Below are 19,683 nucleotides of genomic sequence, written 5' to 3'. Positions count from 1 at the left end.
AAACACAGTGTTATAGGGCTGTCTATCATAGAACCTAGTGTAGACGAGCTTCCTCAGCTTTTTCAGCTTTGCGATATTGGAGTGAGGCTATCAACGCCCAACCAATAAAGGCAATACCGATAAGACCGGTGATAATCTCAGGTACGTGGAATTTCACCGATAACAACATGATGAGTGCCAAAGCCCCAATCGCATAATGCGCGCCATGCTCAAGATAAATAAACTCATCAAGTGTGCCTTTATCAACCAAAAAGATGGTCATCGAACGCACAAACATAGCACCGATTGCTAGACCGAGCATAATAACAATCACATCATTGGTAATGGCAAATGCGCCAATCACACCATCGAAACTGAACGAGGCATCAAGTACTTCTAGGTATAAGAAACCAATGATACCGCCTTTCATAATAGCGCTGGTCGCCGCTGCGCCTGAGCCATTTTCGGCGTTTTCCAAGTCTTCTTCAAGGTCGCCCTCGAGCATGCCAGAGACCACCTGAACACCAAGATAGACTAAGATACCCCAAACACCAGCGATCAAGACGGCCGCTGCCTGATTGTCATTGGCCCAAGAGACGGCGACCATCAAGACGATAAGGGCAACGAATACACTCATGGCATCGACTTTGCCCAGTTTTGCTAAACGGCTCTCAAGCCAGTCGAACCAATGCACTTCTTTATCATCAAATATGAAATTTAAGAAAACCAGTAGTAAGAAAATGCCGCCAAATGCTGAGATTTCAGCGTGATGCGCCATGAGTCTCGCTGAATACTCGTCTGGACTGTATAGCGCAAGATTGATTACTTCCATCATGCCAAGATCGGCCGTCACTGCAACAATAACGATAGGGAAGACCAAGCGCATACCGAACACAGCGATCAAAATACCAACCGTTAAGAAAATCTTTTTCCAAAACTCATTCCAGCCTTTGAGGACTGAAGCATTGACGACCGCATTGTCGAATGACAATGAAATCTCCATAACAGCCAAAATAGCAGTAATAGATAGAGTCGCCAATAAGCCACTCATACCGCCATGTGAATATCCCCACCATGCCGCAATCGCTAAAGCGATGGTGGTGAAGATAAAGTCTAAATAAAAATGTCTCATGACACATCCTGTCTGGTTGCATAAGGCTAAGGTCAGTCTATTATAGACACACCATAAAAAAGTGGCTATTGCTAACCACTTCTTATATATAATTTTAGATGAAACATAAAGTATTATTGACTATTTGGCTATCAATAATTGTGATTATTTTGCAACGAGACATGTTTTGTCTTTCAAAACAAGTTATTCGCTTAAATATCAACACCATACTGCTGGCACATGGCTTGCAAACCACCTGAATACCCTTGACCAACTGCGCGGAATTTCCACTCACCATTATGGCGATACACTTCACCAAATACCATGGCCGTCTCAACAGAGTAGTCTTCTGCTAAATCAAAACGTACCACTTCAGTACCTGTGTCTTCATTCACAACACGAATAAAAGCGTTGGCTACTTGACCAAAGTTTTGACTGCGAGCCGCCGCGTCATGAATGGTCACAGTCACCACAATTTTATCGACATCAGCAGGCACCTGGGTTAGGTTTACTTTGATGACTTCATCATCTCCGTCGCCTTCACCCGTACGGTTATCGCCTGTGTGCTCAACCGCACCATTATCAGACTTTAACTGGTTATAAAAAATGAAGTCATGGTCGCCGCGTACTTTGCCTGCATTACTCAGCAAAAAAACGCTGGCATCAAGATCGAACTCAGCGCCAGAGGTCGCGCGCTCGTCCCAACCGAGACCGATAAGTAGCTTGGTTAGATTTGGATCGGTTTTTGTTAGCGATAAATTACCGCCTTTATTAAGGGATAAAGCCATGGGATTGTCCTTATTATTAGATTTGGTTAGAGGTTTGAATATACTTATAATCATAAAAAAACGATGTTGAGCCAAAAATGGCGTAAGACCATCGTTTAATGACGCTCTATCATAACAACAAAAAATGACCCAATCAAAGCTGATTAGGTCATTGTTATGTTTCATATAGACAAGACAAACTGCTAATTGATCAGCACAGATTTATAGACTCTGACGATGACGAATCTCAAAGCTTTGATGAATGGGTTTTTTGATATTAAAATCAAAACCAATCGTTTTTTGAGTGATGTCGACGATGTCATAACGCTCAGTCAACTGCTCATCCAATTCAAAACGTGTAAAGTTGTTAGAGAAGTACAAGACGCCATCAGAGGTTAAACGGTTCATCGCGCGGTTGATAAGCGCCGCATGATCGCGTTGCACATCAAATGTCCCTTGGAACTTTTTGGAATTCGAAAAAGTCGGTGGATCAATAAAGATAATATCAAACTGTTCCGTATTGTCCTTGATCCATTCAAAGATATCGGCGGCCACAAACTGATACTTGTTGCGACTGACATCCAGACCGTTTAGCACAAAGTTCTGTTTGCCCCAATCTAAATAATTCTGCGACAAATCGACACTGGTGACTTTTTTAGCGCCTGTCAATGCCGCATGTACGCTCGCTGTACACGTATAAGCGAAGAGGTTTAACACCGATTTACCGCGACTGTTGTCTTTAATACGCGCCCGCATGTTACGGTGGTCAATGAACAAACCAGTATCTAGGTAATCAGTGAAATTAACGTAGAAATAAGCACCGTCTTCACGTGCCACATAAAACTTACCACGCTTTTCGGTGTTGCCTTGTTTGCTATATTGATCATTACCAGACTGCCGCGCGCGTGTTTTGATAAAGACCTGCTCGCGGTTAATATCGAACACTTCTCGAATGCCCATCAACGCTAGGTTAAAGCGTTTTTTTGCGGTCTCTGGTGGAATGGTTTTGGGCGGCGCATATTCTTGTACATGGGCATAATCACCATACAGATCGATCGCAACCTTAAAGTCAGGCAGGTCAGCATCGTATACACGAATATTACTGACGTTGTCTTTTTTGGCCAGTTTTTTGAGCTTAACCAGATTTTTTTGCAAGCGATTGATAAAGTCTTGCCCATCTTCCACGTCAATCTCATGCTTCTCAAAGCGGCTCACAAGGTTGCCTGTTTGCCCAGCAATCAAGGTGCCATAACGGAAGTAAACCGTGATAGCGCCGTTGTGACAGCGCAAGGTTTTTGGTTCTTTGATGGGCAAAATATCGACTTGTTCGACACGAGATGCCAGTATGCCGAGCATCGGATTAATACCACTACCAGCAAAGCTGTCTTGCAGGATAAGTCCAATCGCTTGATATAACGGCTTAATCATCTCTTCATCGCCCAAACGCTCACCATAAGGCGGGTTGGTAATAACGAGCGGGTTACTCAATCTACCATCATCAACCAATGGTTTTAGGACGGTGCTGAGTTGATCTAGTGCGCGTGTTTCAATGTCGAGTAGGGGCAATATGTCTTGTAAACCTGCGGCGATTAGGTTTTTTTCGGTGGCTACAATCGCGCCACTATCTGCATCGAATCCCAAAATTAGAGGTAGCGTATCGGGCTGCTCATTGGCAATTTCTAATGCTTCGCGAAAACGCGTCTGCGCATCATCAATCATCTGTTGCCACAATGCGTCATCATGATGCTGCCATTGATAAAACCCAAATTGATTGGCTGCTTTATCGATACCCACGGCATAATCGCAATGCATGAGTAGGGCTTCGATAATGAATGTCCCAGAGCCACACATCGGATCGATGAGCGCATTATAAAAAGGCGCGTTGCCAGCTTCATTTTTCTTGTGCCAGCCTGCACTATAAAGTAAAGCGGCTGCCAAGTTTTCTTTCAATGGTGCTTCGGTCATTGCCACGCGGTAGCCACGACGATGCAAACTGGTGCCGGACAAATCTAAATATAGCTCAGCTTGCTTATCGTTTACGGTCGCAAAGATTGAGAAATCTGGGTTTTTGCTATCGACGTTGGGACGGCTGTCATAAACTTCATTGAATGTGTCGGCAATCGCATCTTTGATACGTAGCATGGCAAACTGCTGGCTGACTGCCACGCGTTTGTCCACTGACAAGCGAATCGCAAAAGTTTGCTCCAAATTGAACTGTTCTGTCCAATCAACAGATTTTGCCAGACCATAAATTTGCTCAGCCACATCGTATTCTGCGTTGATGTTTCTGCGTTTGATTAGCATCAATACCCGAGAGGCCACGCGTGACCAAAGACAGATGGTATATAAGTCGCGTAGCGTACCGGTGACCGCAAGACGGCCCGTACTTTTAATATCGCTTGTGATACCAAAGCTTGTCAGCTCAGTTTGTAGCGGCGCTTCAAGACCATCGGCACAGGTGACAATAAGATCAAGCGACAACGCTGATGAAGAAGCGGCTGAAGCGGCGGGCGCGGTGGTTACGGTCATACGGATACCTGTGGGCTAAATGGACAAAAAATGCAAATAATAAAATACGCGGTTTAACCGATAATTTTACCATAATTCAAGGGTGGATGGTTCAAAGTGGTGATGTTTAGCAGACCCTAATGTCGTTATTTATCGTTCTTGGTTAATGGTAAAGGCTCTGAAACCACCTGTGTCGTGGTCGCAAAGGGTTTGGTCGCGATAGGATACTCCACATCCTTTGGCATGAGCAAGCGCATGTGCGGGTAGGGAGTGGAGATGTCAGCAGCATCAAAAGCACGCTTGATGTCCTCTCTTAAGCTTTCTTTGATTTTGGGCATACGGGCAACGGCGGCAGGCTTTACCCAAAAACGGACGATAAAGAACACGCCGTATTCACCGATTTCTGCCACAGTGGCTGAATGTTCAGGACGGCTGAGCACCACTTCGGTATCGGTGAGTACTTGTAAAATCTCTTTGCGTGCCGTATCGATGTCATCTTCAAAAGCAATACGAACCCGAATATCAAAGCGGATAAAGTTTTTTGAGGTCAGATTGATGACCTCAGACGAGGCGACGTTGGAGTTTGGGATAATAACGGTGATATTGTCACGAGTCAAAATATGGGTGGTGCGTAAGGCGATAAGCACGACGCGACCTTCATTGTCATTGATATGAATCCAGTCGCCCACTTGAAAAGATTGCTCAAGCAAAATAGTAATACCAGCGATAAAGTTGGCAAGCGTTGATTGAGCGGCAAAACCAACTGCCAAACCCACAATGCCCAAACCGGCAACGAGCGAGACAATATCAAAGCCAAACTGTGCCATGACGCTGGCAAGCCCGAGTACTAGTAGTAGCACAGATAAGATATTTTGAAGGAGCTGCTCGATTGAGGCATTGAGACCGTAATGCTGCAAGACTCTGTGGATAATCTGTCCAGATGAGGTCCAAAGAACGTAATAAATGCCCGCCCACGTACTGGCTTTAGCAGTGGCCTTTACGGTCTCAGGTTCAAAGTTAAGCTGACTCATAATGGCAATCAAGCTCGCCACAATCCAAATATAACGTAGTGCTGAGCGTACAATCTTAGTACGGCGCTCATTTAGCCGAATTTTTGCTCGGCTTTGTTTAACGATATAAATGCTGAGCCAATAAAAAAATCCCAATACAGCAAGCAGTATTAGGATTTTTATGCCAGTACTGACCAGCTCTACCGCTTTAGATGACCAATCAAGCCTATCTTCTTCTATAGAACCGCCAAGTGCCAGATAAAGACTCGTATGGAGATCACGAATAATCTCTTCAAAAAAATCAGTAATACTGGCAAATGGCATTGGTTAGTCCATGCAAAGTTTTAAATGGAATTGCCTCAAGTTAAAATTGTTAAGACATAACTTGAGGGTGATTGGCACTGATGATTAGTACTAAGCATATCGGTTCTACAGCTTTAGACAAGCGACAATTAAAAGTTATCTTCTTGAGTATCATGGAATTGATACGGGATTTCCATTTTGTCTTGTACGTCACGTAGTGCCGTCCGTAGACCTTCTAATATAGTAGGATGATAAAAAGGCGTGTCTAGCATTTCTTTGACGCTCAAATCATTGGTGATCGCGGTCGCTAGAATGTGCCCAATGTATTCAGCATCAGGCCCTACCATGCTGGCACCGAGCACTCTGTCGGTTTTTTTACAGCCATAAATATGCAAGAGACCACAGTTAACGCCCATGACACGGCTGCGACCTTGGTTATCAAAGCTGACGCTACCGATGACATATTCTAATTCTGGGTCTTGTTGAATCTCTGGGAGAGATTTACCAACATTGACGATTTGCGGTGAGCAAAACACGATAGAAAAAGGAATGGCTGGCGGGCGAATATAGGCGTCATCAGTATTTTTACACACCATACTTCCTGCACTATAGCCCTCGTCACTCGCCACATGTAATAGTGGAATGTTGGCATTGGCATCGCCGACAATATAGACGTTCAAATCACCGATCTGACCAGTCTTTTTACTGAGATTTTTTGGTCGGTTTTTATCATCAAGCTCAACGCCTAGATTCTCAACCCCTAACTGCTTTATATTATTACGGCGACCTGTGGCGACCAGTACATATTCACCTTGCCACTGGCGTGACTCTCCAGCACTGTCTTCGTAATCAATAAATGCTGTCTCATCTTCGGCCGAGCGGGTGCCCACATCTTTAATAGTGCTACCCAAATGCATGGTCAACTCATTGTTCAAACAGGCGATGGCTTTATCATTAATATCGTCATCTGCCAGCCCAGCAACACGTTTTTCCCGATTAAATAAGGTGACTGTTACGCCCAAACGCTTGAACGCTTGTGCCAGCTCAAGTCCGATTGAGCCTGCCCCAATGACAGCGAGTGACTTTGGCAAATCTGGCATCTCAAAAATCGTATCAGAGGTTAGCATGGTGTCCCCAAGCTTATCTGCCCAACCATCTGGAATAGAAGGTGAGCTACCCGTTGCAACGATGATCTGAGCGGCTTCAATCACCTCATCATTAACTTCAATCAATCCTTGCTCATTAATATGGGCATGACCGGCAATTTTTTTGTGCTCAGGCCAGCTGTTTACTTGTTTTTCGATGTAGCTGGCAAAGTGACTGCGCTCATCACGAACGCGCTGCATGACTTGTTTGCCATCTATTTGGGTGGTGGCGTGAATACCAAATTCTGCTGAATGATTGGCATCATGGGCGCGCTCAGCCGCTGCAATCAATAGCTTACTTGGCATACAGCCTACAGCGATACAGGTCGTTGTCCAAAACCCTTCATTAATAATGACAGTATCATCATAGATTTTACTGGCTTGCCGAAAGGCGTTTTGACCCGCTGTTCCGGCACCAATAATGGCAACAGACACTTTACGAGTCACGGTGGCCGCTGTGTTGTCAGCAGAAGAGTCAGACTGTTTATTCATATTTCTCTCAAAGAATGATGGGCTATTATTAGATTTTTATCATAACGCTTACACGTGAGCTGTTGATGACGTTTTTTTATGAATTATGGTGTTAATTTGGTGATTAATTTGCCAATATCTCAAGTAACCGATCAGTATAACCTTTAGCACGTAAGTTGCGCTGAGCATGAGTCAGGTTACCGTCTGCATCAAACACAAATGCTGAACGCACAAGCCCCAACGTGATATTGCCATACATGTTTTTTTCTTTAATGACGTCAAAATATTGACACAGTTTTTCATCGGTATCACTGATAAGCGCGATGTGTAAATTGTGTTTGGTGATGAATTTTTCGTGTGACTCAACGCTGTCACGCGAGACACCAATAATGTCGTAGCCTAAATCAGCAAACTCGTTAAGGTGAGAGGTGAACTCGGTTGCTTGCGTGGTACAGCCAGGTGTATTGTCTTTTGGATAAAAATAAAGAATCAGCCCTTTATTGGTATTGGCAAGCATCTCTTTTAGATTGATTTCATCGTGAATAAAATGCTTATCCAACTCTCGTACCATAGTCACTGGGAAAGCGGGTAAGGTGAGGTTCTCTGTGGTTGGCTTTGCCATTGTAAAGTCCTTATTGGTTTTGATTATTTTGAGGTTTTGGCTATTTTGATTATATAGAGTTGCTATTTTTAATAGTTTTATTCTAATGATCGTATTCTTTTTAATGATCTTATTCTAACAGTCTTATTATAGGCAGATTTGTAGAGATTAATAATGCGTTTTACACTTTGTGTCTTCATTGATAACAAAAAAGACTGGCAATAGCCAGTCTTTTATATATTGAGCGAATTATCTATTAAGCAGGTTTTTGTGGCTCTTTTAAGTCTAGACCCACGGTGCACTGCTGCAAGTCTTTTTGCATTTTTTTCACGTAAGGGAGGTTTGAAGGGTCTTTTTTGTCTTGCGCGTAGCTTTCAATTTCCCACATCTGACCGATGGTCATATTGCTTCGTACACCAATAGTGCAACTACATAGCTTGGTTGCATTGCTTTTGTCAGCAACTTTGTATTTGACCGCACCATTGACACAAGTATTGATATTGCTTTGCTTAATATCAGCAGCGTTTGCTTGTGGTAACGTAAAAATGGCCGCTAGGGCTAGGGGTAATATTGGCAAAAACTTCATAAACGTCCTCTCAGGGGTGGTGTCAATTTCCTAGATCTTGTACTCGGCTATAAATTTGTCATTAACGACCAATCAATCGAATTTGACTGATTTAAGGGTTAACTGGTTTAAGGTTTAACTAATCTATAGCGGAGACTACCTTCTTTGATGTAGATAAGCGCTCATACCATAGCAAGTATGGAGATTAAAATACAACGTCAGCTTGCTGTGTTAATGCAAGCAAATGTTTCTCTAATGTTGAGAGACAACCATTGCTTGCAAAATGCATTACTGTTGATAATGAGTGGGATCAGCAACGCCCGCTTGTGCAAATCCTTGACGGCGTAGCGTACAGCTGTCACAAACGCCGCAAGCAAGACCATTTGAGTCTGCGCGGTAACAAGAAATCGTTTGCCCATAATCGACACCCAATGACAGTCCCAGCTCAATGGTTTTGGCCTTGGAGAGCTGCTGTAATGGTGTTTGAATAGACAGGTGATGACCGGTTACGCCCGCTTTGGTCGCAAGGTTTGCCATGTGCTCGAAGGCGGCAATATATTCTGGACGGCAGTCAGGATAGCCAGAGTAATCGACTGAGCTGACGCCAATAACGATATGATTGGCATCAGTGACTTCAGCAACGGCCAGCGCATAAGATAAGAATATGGTATTGCGGGCAGGCACATACGTATTGGGTATGGCGTCGTTATCAATCTCATCATGTTTTTTGTTGGGGAACGTATCGGTATCACCGTCAGGAACGATCATACTGTGATCGGTCAGCGAGGAGCCGCCCAGTTGAGCGATATCGATATCGATAATTCTATGATTGACACCAGCGGTCTCTGCGATGGTTTTGGCAGCGACAAGCTCACTATTGTGACGTTGACCATAGTTAAAACTGACCGCCGTCACAGAAGCATAGCGCATCTTAGCCCAATATAAACAAGTAACCGAATCAAGTCCGCCTGATAGTAGCACGACTGCATTTTGATCTTTATGAAGTGCCGATACGTCGGCATCAGAGACTGGATTGGTAGGAGTGTTTTGCGGGGTAACGTTTGTCATAGTGGTATCTATTATTGGTTTACGAAAAACGGTTATTTTAGCAAAAATACGGCCATTACAGAACCACGAGTCTCATGTAACCTTGATAAAAGTGCGATTTGATTTTAACAAACGGTCTATTTAATAAAAATAGTATTTAACGTCATCATTTAATGTCATATTTTCAAACTGTTAGCAATATTTGTTATAATCTCGGCCTTTAACGCATCCGAGCTAATACCTGTTGCTGGCGGCTTTTTATAGCGCTTTCTTTATGGCAATTGGCTTTTTAGCAAAATCACCTTCGTAAAGATATTGAGTAATTTATGACCACAGCGACCTTATTTACGCCAAAAATCACCTCTGAGTTTGATGATAAGCCTGCTGATGCTGAATACAATCATGCGCTAAAAACTGACACTGATCTTATGAAATATGATGGTGTCGCTGAGAATAGGGATGACGAAAACCTCAATGAAGAAAACCGTGATGCAGAACAGTCTATACCTTCTGAGTCTGCTGAATTTCGCAAGCTACAAAAAAAGCTGCGTAGACAAGTCTCTTGGGCAATTCGTGATTTTAATATGATCGAAGATGGCGATGTGGTCATGGTGTGCGTCTCAGGCGGCAAAGACAGCTATACTTTGCTAGATATTTTGCTGCTTCTAAAGCGCATCGCACCGATTAGCTTTGATATTGTCGCGGTTAACCTTGATCAAAAGCAGCCCGGTTATCCTGAGGATATTTTACCCGCGTATTTAAACGAGCAGGGCATTGCTCATTATATTTTAGAAAAAGACACGTATAGCATTGTCAAAAGTGTGGTGCCAGAAGGCAAGACTTATTGCTCTGCGTGTTCGCGTTTGCGCCGTGGCTCATTATATGGCTTTGCCAAACAAATTGGCGCAACCAAAATCGCGTTGGGTCATCATCGCGACGACATGTTGGCCACATTTTTCTTAAATCTGTTTCATGGTGGCACCCTTAAATCAATGCCACCTAAACTGCTCAGCGACGACAAACAAAACTTACTTATTCGCCCGCTTGCGTATGTCGAAGAAAAAGACATCATCGAGTATGCGCGTTTAAAAGAGTTTCCTATCATTCCATGTAACTTATGCGGCAGCCAAACCAATTTACAACGTGCCATCATCAACGACATGCTTCGAGAATGGGACGATGCCCATCCGCAGCGTTTGGCCTCTATTTTCAAAGCCATGCAAAACGTGGCGCCGTCGCAATTGGCCGACCGCGAGTTGTTTGATTTTGAACAGTTAAGTCTTGATCGTGATGATAACGAGCGCATCTTTGAAGGCGATAATATTCAAGCAGGGCAGACAGACAGTCTTGCCGAAATTGGGTTGCCCGTGTCGCCAAAAACGCAGACTTTTAATCCCAAGTTTGCAAGTGACAGGTTTGCAAGCGACAAGACGCATTCGATAAACGCAGGTAAAGCAGCAGAAAATAATCGCACAGCTCAAAAAATACCAACGATTAATCCTGTTATTTAAGCTTTAAAGATTGATACCAATTGTACGGTATTGAGTTATGAGAAAATATAAAAAACCAGCACACTATGAATTAATGCGCTGGTTTTTTTACGTATGTAGAAGTTACTATTTAATAAAATTAGCTGTTTGCAAACACAGGTAACGGATTGAAAGTAACGGCTGAGCGCGGCAGTTTTGCCACATCTTGCATGCGCCAATCATCTTGACCGTCATTGCTCACTTGTAAGTAATACTTGGCTTTTACAGGATCGATATCTACTTGGGCGCTGTACTTGTTGCCCTCGACATGCTGCAATGTCACATCACGGTCTTTTTTGATGTCGGTTGCATGCGAGATAGAGAGAGCCAGCTTATCAGGATAAGTCAACGGCTTACCGTCTAAGAGTTTACCCGATTGCAAGCTCTGCTCTGGATAATTCAAGTAAAACAAAATTCCTCCATCATCCGCAAACTGCATTTCGCCATGCAAATCCAAGTCATAAGTCAGCTTATCACGCGATACATCTTGATAAAGGGTTTTACCATCCATGTACCAGTCGTCACGTACCACACTGTCACGAATCTGATAAGAGTAGTAAACAAACCAGAGGCAAGCGATGACCACAAAGGTTGGCATACCAATAACAAAGATGACCACCATATAGTTTTTGTACCATGGCTGAGTATCTTGATGCTTGAAGTTCGGTGCTGGGGTAGACATAAAATACCTATTAACTGTACCAATGGATAATCTGATGGATGAGGGTCATCAGGTTAATAAATCAGTCATTCATTGATTCTGGACTAATGAATGACTTATAAAAAATGCCGCAATTGTTTTTCTAAAATACTACTGTATCTGACCTTGAGTGGTAAAAACGTTTTGCTTACTCACTTTGTATTTACCATCTTCACTGGCGACATTGAGCGTCACAGGTGTCTGACCAAACTCGATAACGTCAGGGTCGCCATAAATACTCACAGGCATATTAAAGCTTTCACCAGCCTCTAGTGGCACATCATTGAAGCGCAACTCTAAGCTCAAGCCGTCTTGCGGGGCGAGCGTTATCTTGTAGTTATGAGCGTTCTGCGTTTTGTTGGTTAATTTGACGATATAGCTGTTTTCAATCATGCCTTGAGCGTTCACAGAGGACAACTGATTGCGATCACGGCGAATGTCAATCTCTAGTGGCACGCGATCAGTCAACGCATAAACCACGCCTCCACATAATAGCGTTAATAACGCCAAATAGGCAAACAGTCGTGGACGCAAGACGCGACTCGGTTCTTTTTCTGCCAATTGACGTTCTGTTGTATAACGAATCAGCCCACGTGAGTAGCCAACTTTGTCCATGATCTCATTACAAGCATCGATACAAGCAGCGCACTGAATACAACCAACCTGCAAACCATCTCGAATATCAATACCCGTTGGGCAGACCTGAACGCACATTTGACATTCAATACAATCACCTAGATTGTCAGGATGAGTGCCTTTTTTACGAGCACCGCGAGGCTCTCCGCGTTCGTAGTCATAAGACACCACCAAGGTATCTTTGTCAAACATCACACTTTGGAAGCGACCGTAAGGACAAATTTGAATACACATTTGCTCACGCATGTAACCTGCATTGGCATAGGTTGCAAACGTAAAGATAAACATCGATACCCATATCCATGTCGGCCATTCAGGGACTGGCACAAAACCGATGGTTTGCCAGCTTTGGTACAAATAATCGGTACCAGCCACATAGCTGACAAAGGTCGCGGCGGTAATGACTGACAAGACAAACCAAATAAAATACACCAAAGTACGTTTGAAAGCTTTTTTGGCATTCATTGGCTCTTTATCAAACTTAATGCGCTTATTGCGATCACCAATCACCCACTTTTCAACGTATTGATAAAGGTGTGTCCAAATCGTTTGGGGACAAGCGTAGCCACACCATACGCGGCCTGCATAAACCGTCACGACAAACAAAGTAAAGGCGGCAATAATGGCAAATACGGCAATAAAATAAAAATCTTGCGTCAAAAAGGTCATGCCGAAGATATAGTAATGCTGTGAGGGAACATCAAACCATATTGCTTGTCTGTCATTGTAACGTAGCCATGGCAAAAGCAAAAACGCCGCCAAAAGCGCATACATCGTAATGACTCGAATATTTTGATAAAAACCTTTAACGAATCTAGGATGGACGCGATGCTTGGTCGCATCAAGATCCACTTGGTGTACAGGAATTTTATTGGATGGTTGTGCTGACATAAACGTGCCTCTTTTAAAAAAGAATCAGTTTGCTGGCATGATGAACAAACACCTGTATGAATCAGATGTGTAAATGTGTGGTGTTATCAATGTCAGTAAGTAGCGGAGGAGCTTTGGATAAGGAATATCTCTTTACCTATAGATCCACTACAAAAGGTCGACTGCAAATAAATAGCATCATAAAAATCAATAGTAGTGTGCCAAATCAGCCACTGACAATTCACTTTTGAATGCTCTTATTTTAACATTCTCCCTACTTTAAATGGGGTAATAATCTTAAAAAGCAATCCATAAATGACAATAACTGGTTAATAGGCAGTCATGTATTACGTGTCTATTGATAGTCGATAAATACTTGAATATGAGCATGTAAAAAGGGAGGGCCGCCGTAACAGTCCTCCCTTTGTTCAATCTTATCCATTTGTATTTGCGTCAGAAACCGACTCAAATCATCAATTAACCGTTGCTTCTACCGTTGCCGCTGCTGGCTGAGAACCAGCAGTAGAAGTAGCAGTAGGAGTAGCAGCTACTGGTTGAGCCGTAGTAGTTGAGGCATTAGCAGCAGACGGAGTCTTATGATCTGATAATGAGTAAACATAAGCAGCAAGTAGCATAATACGTTCATTACCTAGCTTCGTTTGCCACTCAGGCATGACACCAGCACGGCCATAACGTAACGTCTCACGAATAGTCTCACGATCACCACCATATAACCAAATCTCATCAGTTAAGTTCGGTGCGCCAGTTGAATGCATACCTTTCGCATCTTTACCATGACAAAGCACGCAATTGGTCGGCTGATTAAAGATTGCTTCACCTTGAGCGACTTTTGTCTGATCAAGCTCATAACCGTTTTGGTTGCCAGATATAGACAGGACATACTCAGCTGCCGCACGGACACCATCTTCACCGATCTGATCACGCCATGCCGCCATGCCGCCAACTCGACCATTATGCAGCGTGGTCAAGATATTTTCAGGTGCGCCACCATACAACCAATCGTTATCAGTCAGATTGGGGAAGCCAACGGCACCTTTAGCATTCGAGCCATGACATACCGAACAGTTCTGCAAGAATAAGCGGCTACCCACTTTTAAAGCATTTGGGTTTTCAGACAATTTCTCAACGTAAGGCGCAAGTTCTGCTACCTTTCCATCAATGTTTGCCTGCAAATCTGCCGGTGGGTTTTCGCTATGACGTCTGGTTGATTGTAGCTCAACCAGTTCCGCCAAAGTCGATGTAGCACCGCTCGCATCCGCTTGCGCTAGAATATTCTTTTCAAAGTTATCGGTAAATACTTTGTTGTTACTTTCAAGATCACTATAAAGCTCATTCTTGGAAGTCCACGCTACAGTTTCGCCATCGACTTCGACGGTGGCAAGACCATCCCAGCTTTTTGGAAACATAGCAGGGAAAAATACCCAGTACGCAACACCCCAAATGATGGAGCCAAAAAATATCACCAACCACCATTTAGGCAATGGCTTATCGTATTCTTGAATACCGTCATAGGTATGGCCTGTGGTGCCATCCTCTTCTAGTTTTGGTTTGTACTTCAGTACCATTATCAAGACGCCAAGAATTGCCGCCCAACACATGAAACTTAGTATGGTAATCCAAGAACTCCAAAAAAATGTCATCATTTATCCTTATTGCGCTGCTCTTCAGACAAAGATTCGATATCTTCATCATCAAGCGCAAGTTGTGCATCTTCTTCGAAGCGTTTTTTGTTTTTTGGCGAATACGCCCACCATGCAACACCTACGAAGGCAACAAAGGCAGAAACGGTCGCAATTGTTTGTAATTCACCAATACCCATTAGCGCTGTCCTTCCATCGCGGTACCTAACTGCTGTAAATAGGCAACCAAAGCATCAAGCTCAGTGGCACCAAGAACCGCATCAGGTGCTCCTTCGATGTCTTCTTCAGTATAAGGCACACCAAAGCGATCACGGAATAGACGCATTTTAGTTTGAACGTTCGTACCATTCACTTCATTAGTAGCAAGCCATGGGAAACCTGGCATGACGGATTCAGGTACTAATGAACGGGGGTCAATTAAGTGCTGTTTTTGCCAATCTTCAGAGTAGCGTCCACCAACACGTGCCAGGTCAGGTCCAGTACGTTTTGAACCCCATAAGAATGGGTGATCCCACGTTGATTCAGCGGCACGTGAGTAAGGTCCATAACGTTCAACTTCGGCACGTAGCGGACGAATCATTTGGGTGTGACAAACATGACAACCCTCACGGATATAGATATCACGGCCTTCGAACTCTAGTGCAGTCCATGGCTCCATTGAGGGAAGAGGGGTGTTGACCCCACCTTCTTCAGGGGACTTGTTGTCATATATCAACGGCACGATTTCAACTAGCGTTGCAAAGCTAATAGCAATAACGATACCGATGACCAACAAGCCTGTATTTTTTTCAATAATCTCATGCGGTGTACCAGCCATGATCGCTCCTTATACGTTAGCTGTCGAAGGCTTTTCGACACTAGGTTCATGATCAGTTGGATCGGCAACATCTACAGGCTTACCTTCTGGCATCTTGATTGTCTTATAGCAGTTGTAAGCCATAACAAACATACCCGATACATACAGTAGACCACCAAAAGCACGACCCATATATGGGAAATGCGAGAATTCAACAGTATCAACGAAGCTGTATACTAAAGTACCGTCTGGGTTGGTAGCAAGCCACATCATGCCTTGACCAATACCTGAAATCCACATAGAGACGATATAGAAAATAGTACCCGCAGTCGCCAACCAGAAATGCGTGGTAATCAAGCTGATAGAATACATTTTTGGCTTGTTATAGATACGTGGTAATAGTACGTATAGCGAACCAATCGTAATCATACCAACCCAGCCAAGTGCGCCCGAGTGAACGTGACCAATGGTCCAATCTGTATTATGTGATAACGCGTTGACCGTTTTGATCGACATCATTGGGCCTTCGAACGTCGACATGGCATAAAACGACAAGGCGACAATCATAAAGCGAATGATAGGGTCAGTACGCAGCTTATCCCAACTACCGGATAGTGTTAATACACCATTAATCATACCGCCCCAAGAAGGTGCGAATAGGATAATAGAGAACACCATCGCTAGTGACTGTGTCCAATCTGGTAATGCTGAATAATGCAAATGGTGACCACCTGCCCACATATAAGCGGCAATCAACGCCCAAAAGTGAACGATAGACAAACGGTAAGAATAAATAGGACGACCAATCTGTACAGGAACAAAGTAATACATCATACCGAGGAAGGCCGCCGTTAGATAAAAGCCAACCGCGTTATGGCCGTACCACCATTGCACCATCGCATCAGTTGCACCGCTAAAGATCGAATAAGATTTAAATGCACTGACAGGAATCGCCATACTATTGACGATATGCAATAGAGCAATCGTAATAATAAAAGCGGCAAAGAACCAGTTCGCCACATAAATGTGTGAGGTTTTACGTTTGATAAGCGTACCGAAGAAAACAATGGCATAAGAGATCCATACCAAAGCAATCAAGATATCGATTGGCCACTCAAGCTCAGCGTATTCTTTGGCGGAGGTCAAACCCAAAGGCAAGGTAATAACTGCCGATACGATAACGGCCTGCCAGCCCCAAAAGGTAAACCAAGCAAGATAAGGGGCAAACAATCTGGTCTTACAAGTACGTTGAACAATATAGTAAGATGTTGCGAACAGGGCAGAGCCGCCGAACGCAAAAATAACCGCGTTGGTATGTAGCGGTCTTAAACGACTGAAAGTCAGCCATGGGATATCAAAGTTAAGTGCTGGCCATACTAACTGCGACGCAATGAACACCCCAATACTCATGCCGACAATGCCCCATACTACGGCCATTGTCGTAAAAAATCTTATGACAGTAATTTCGTACTCACGGTCCACTGGGGCGACTGCTGTGTTTTGTAAACTCATTGGATGATTCCTTTACAGCCCGAATTATCAACAGAATTAACTAACGCTCCGCGTCATCCTTATCATAAAAAGTAAAGATCTGATGGTGACGACGGTACATACTGTTTTTAACTAGCTTATCATTCTAATACTATTAACTATCAATCTTAGCCTTCTTATCCTATTAACTGGTTATAGATAAAAAGGAGCGCTTGGAATGTGCTGCGCTCTTGGCTAGCTGATAGTAGGATTGTTAATAAATGGTTAGAGTAAATAAGACGATGCGCCGTTTTTGAGCATCAAACATCTAATGGGGCTAAGTATTTATCTTAATTATTACCAAAAATTGTACCAATGAAGATAGATACCAATATCCATAAAAAATGTATTGCCATAAGACGTGTGCTAGCGGCGGCTGACAAAAAACAGATGTAAGTAATGTTTAGTTAAAACTCCTGACTCTGTTTAAGGGTATTGTAACGCAATCTTAATGAAATATCATCAGAACTATGCGGCAAAATACAAACTCTTTAGTAAAAATATTAGCGAACCACTTATTACAACTTAATTCTGTGTTTATTTTATACCCAATTGTGTCAGTATTCTAGGGATATGTTTGGTCGGTAAACAAACAGAAATCTATAAGAAAAGGGCTTAATAAAGGAAGAATTTTTGTAACAATCGTGCTCAAAGCGGTACAAATAAGTTTTACTTATTATCGGCTCGACCCTTATAATGAGGCTAAATCAGATTGATGCCAGCATTTTTTATAAGGCTGTTATCAGTCCTATTTTATAATTCGACACCCAGTCGGGCAAGATCGAAGCACCTTAGCCTACGATAATATTAATTAAGGATAATAACATGGCAGTATTTTTGACAGATGAATGGTTTGAACAAGTAGAGAAGATGGGTCATGAAGCGGGTGAGCTTAACTTACCACCTGCACTTGCCAATATGATCGTCAATCTAAAAGTGTCTGATCCCAATCAAGACATCGAAGCCAATTTCGCTAATGGTTTGTTACACCGTGGTCTAAACGACGCAGCCACCACTACTTTATTGCTTGACCGTGATATCTTGCAATCTATCATCACAGACTTTGATACCAATCAAATTATGGGTGCATTTATGAGTGGCAAGATTCGCGTCGAAGGCGATATGTCACAGTTAATGGCAGTACAAACCGCTCGCCCAAGTACTGAGCAAAAAGAGCTGTATACCCGTATCAAGTCAATGACGACGATGGCATAGTTCTATATTTTTTAGCTATATTCAAAACCATAGCAATAAAAAAGCCCCTAACAAATAATTAGGGGCTTTTTTTTGAGTTCAGTACAAGAATACTTTTCTCATTGAATCAACTGGCTTTTGATTGTGATACTTCACCTTGCTGGTTTTCTTTGTAAATAGCCGCTTGTAGCCAAACGTTTGCTTGTACGTAATCATTTACCTCAATAGACGCTGTTTCTGGCGTGTTGAGTGCGCCAATACGTACCACGAACGGAGCGGCGTCTTGTTCACGTAGTACCACCACATCGAATAAGATAATAGATTTGTCATTAAACACGGTGTTTTGCTTACCGAGCACCTGACCTTGGCACCAGGCTTCATCTTCTTGACCTAGGGTGTCGCCAAATAAATAGGCACACATGTGACCCAAGTTGATCTCTACAGGTGCCATTTGCGCTTCGGTCTCAGGTTTCCAGTCATCGATTTGGGCTTGTAGGTCGTCCGGAATTTGTCCATCATTGGCCGCCACAATGTCATTAAACGCGCGATGATAGCGAATAGATTCTTGATCCTCTACCATTACCACTTCGTTTTGCTCACTTAATTTGATTTCGTGTGCCCAAGCACTCAAGTTTACAAAGTAAGACGCATCGCGCTGATACAGATAGCGATTGGCGGTATACAACTGATCAAAAGCATAAATAATACTGCCGTCAGCGGTGCGCAAGCGTAATACCGCATCATGTGAGTTATCGTTAGCAATGACGCGCTCAATTTTACAATTGAGTCCATAAGGGCTATCGACGCAAGGGAAGGCATTGATAAAGCGTTCAGGCTTACCATCTTTCATTGCCAATACTTGATTGATGTGACACGGCTGGTTTTCAGATAACAACAAGCAGCTGTCTTGCGCACTTATATTGCTATTTAAGCCTTTAGGCATCGCCGCTTGTTCAATCATCTTCTGTAGCCATTCTGGCACGTCATGACTCATGTCGTCGGTTAAGATGCGCCAATGATCAGCATGGCCTGCAGATTGCTCATCGGTTAAAGTGATTTTGGTCGGTGTTTGGATATTTTTATATTGATAATTAATAGTCATGAAAATACTCAAAATTAAGTCAGCGTGAAGTTTGGGCCCCAAACGGCGGTTGTTTACCTATTATTCAATAATGCTCATATTGGTTGATAATAGTGAACAACGTTGCTATCGGTGCAGCTACTGATATAGGGCGACAAACAGCAATGAATGGTTAATGA

The 19,683-nt window shown here is 43.2% G+C and carries 17 protein-coding genes; 2 read left to right on the top strand and 15 right to left on the bottom strand.

The annotated features are described in order from the left end of the window. Positions 1–34 precede the first annotated feature (34 nt). The 8 genes from AAJP47_RS00775 to queC all read right to left on the bottom strand — a co-directional run bounded on the left by AAJP47_RS00775 (position 35) and on the right by queC (position 9,528). Entirely contained in the window at positions 35–1,111 is a 1,077-nt protein-coding gene (locus AAJP47_RS00775) for a DUF475 domain-containing protein (RefSeq protein WP_346716008.1), read from the bottom strand. A gap of 191 nt (positions 1,112–1,302) precedes the next feature. Continuing rightward, positions 1,303–1,878, bottom strand: a complete 576-nt coding sequence (locus AAJP47_RS00770; protein ID WP_346716007.1) for a TerD family protein — start codon at positions 1,876–1,878, stop codon at positions 1,303–1,305. 201 nt (positions 1,879–2,079) lie between these two features. Then, positions 2,080–4,386 (bottom strand): bifunctional 23S rRNA (guanine(2069)-N(7))-methyltransferase RlmK/23S rRNA (guanine(2445)-N(2))-methyltransferase RlmL, encoded by a 2,307-nt coding sequence (gene rlmKL, locus AAJP47_RS00765; protein ID WP_346716006.1) that lies wholly within the window; start codon positions 4,384–4,386, stop codon positions 2,080–2,082. Positions 4,387–4,511: 125 nt separating this feature from the next. Beyond that, a complete protein-coding gene (locus tag AAJP47_RS00760; protein ID WP_346716005.1) occupies positions 4,512–5,699 on the bottom strand; it encodes a mechanosensitive ion channel family protein in 1,188 nt (395 codons plus the stop codon). Positions 5,700–5,827: 128 nt separating this feature from the next. Next, the gene (locus AAJP47_RS00755; RefSeq protein WP_346716004.1) at positions 5,828–7,315 is read right to left on the bottom strand and encodes a dihydrolipoyl dehydrogenase; all 1,488 of its coding nucleotides are present in this window, start codon (positions 7,313–7,315) and stop codon (positions 5,828–5,830) included. Between the two features lie 103 nt (positions 7,316–7,418). After that, a complete protein-coding gene (locus AAJP47_RS00750) occupies positions 7,419–7,916 on the bottom strand; it encodes a peroxiredoxin (RefSeq protein ID WP_346716003.1) in 498 nt (165 codons plus the stop codon). A gap of 235 nt (positions 7,917–8,151) precedes the next feature. Further along, positions 8,152–8,481, bottom strand: a complete 330-nt coding sequence (locus AAJP47_RS00745) for a hypothetical protein (RefSeq protein ID WP_346716002.1) — start codon at positions 8,479–8,481, stop codon at positions 8,152–8,154. Positions 8,482–8,748: 267 nt separating this feature from the next. Beyond that, on the bottom strand, positions 8,749–9,528 hold the full coding sequence (queC, locus tag AAJP47_RS00740; protein ID WP_346716001.1) for a 7-cyano-7-deazaguanine synthase QueC: 780 nt from the start codon (positions 9,526–9,528) through the stop codon (positions 8,749–8,751). Between the two features lie 407 nt (positions 9,529–9,935). Between queC and ttcA the strand changes: the two genes are divergently transcribed. After that, positions 9,936–11,018, top strand: coding sequence for a tRNA 2-thiocytidine(32) synthetase TtcA (gene ttcA / locus AAJP47_RS00735; RefSeq protein ID WP_497198674.1), 1,083 nt, complete (start codon positions 9,936–9,938; stop codon positions 11,016–11,018). A 118-nt stretch (positions 11,019–11,136) separates the two neighbouring features. On the opposite strand, the gene AAJP47_RS00730 is transcribed toward ttcA, so the two are convergent. The 6 genes from AAJP47_RS00730 to ccoN all read right to left on the bottom strand — a co-directional run bounded on the left by AAJP47_RS00730 (position 11,137) and on the right by ccoN (position 17,211). Next, positions 11,137–11,718: a FixH family protein gene (locus tag AAJP47_RS00730; protein WP_346715999.1), complete on the bottom strand. Its 582-nt coding sequence runs from the start codon at positions 11,716–11,718 to the stop codon at positions 11,137–11,139. Between the two features lie 129 nt (positions 11,719–11,847). Beyond that, positions 11,848–13,263, bottom strand: coding sequence for a cytochrome c oxidase accessory protein CcoG (ccoG, locus tag AAJP47_RS00725; RefSeq protein ID WP_346715998.1), 1,416 nt, complete (start codon positions 13,261–13,263; stop codon positions 11,848–11,850). A 452-nt stretch (positions 13,264–13,715) separates the two neighbouring features. Beyond that, entirely contained in the window at positions 13,716–14,903 is a 1,188-nt protein-coding gene (gene ccoP / locus AAJP47_RS00720; RefSeq protein WP_346715997.1) for a cytochrome-c oxidase, cbb3-type subunit III, read from the bottom strand. After that, positions 14,903–15,082, bottom strand: coding sequence for a cbb3-type cytochrome oxidase subunit 3 (locus AAJP47_RS00715; RefSeq protein ID WP_346715996.1), 180 nt, complete (start codon positions 15,080–15,082; stop codon positions 14,903–14,905). The genes ccoP and AAJP47_RS00715 overlap by 1 nt, the downstream gene beginning before the upstream one ends. Then, entirely contained in the window at positions 15,082–15,720 is a 639-nt protein-coding gene (ccoO, locus tag AAJP47_RS00710; RefSeq protein ID WP_346715995.1) for a cytochrome-c oxidase, cbb3-type subunit II, read from the bottom strand. The genes AAJP47_RS00715 and ccoO overlap by 1 nt, the downstream gene beginning before the upstream one ends. A gap of 9 nt (positions 15,721–15,729) precedes the next feature. Further along, positions 15,730–17,211: a cytochrome-c oxidase, cbb3-type subunit I gene (ccoN, locus tag AAJP47_RS00705; protein WP_346715994.1), complete on the bottom strand. Its 1,482-nt coding sequence runs from the start codon at positions 17,209–17,211 to the stop codon at positions 15,730–15,732. Between the two features lie 843 nt (positions 17,212–18,054). Between ccoN and AAJP47_RS00700 the strand changes: the two genes are divergently transcribed. After that, the gene (locus AAJP47_RS00700; RefSeq protein WP_346715993.1) at positions 18,055–18,444 is read left to right on the top strand and encodes an SCP2 sterol-binding domain-containing protein; all 390 of its coding nucleotides are present in this window, start codon (positions 18,055–18,057) and stop codon (positions 18,442–18,444) included. A gap of 106 nt (positions 18,445–18,550) precedes the next feature. Here the strand turns inward: AAJP47_RS00700 and AAJP47_RS00695 are convergent, their stop codons facing one another. Further along, positions 18,551–19,525 (bottom strand): hypothetical protein, encoded by a 975-nt coding sequence (locus tag AAJP47_RS00695; protein WP_346715992.1) that lies wholly within the window; start codon positions 19,523–19,525, stop codon positions 18,551–18,553. Between the last annotated feature and the right edge of the window lie 158 nt (positions 19,526–19,683).

This window comes from Psychrobacter halotolerans (genome assembly GCF_039680845.1).
In the GTDB taxonomy this organism is placed as follows: Bacteria; Pseudomonadota; Gammaproteobacteria; order Pseudomonadales; family Moraxellaceae; genus Psychrobacter.
Note: the sequence above shows the minus strand (reverse complement) of the source record. Positions and strands in the feature narration are given on the sequence as shown.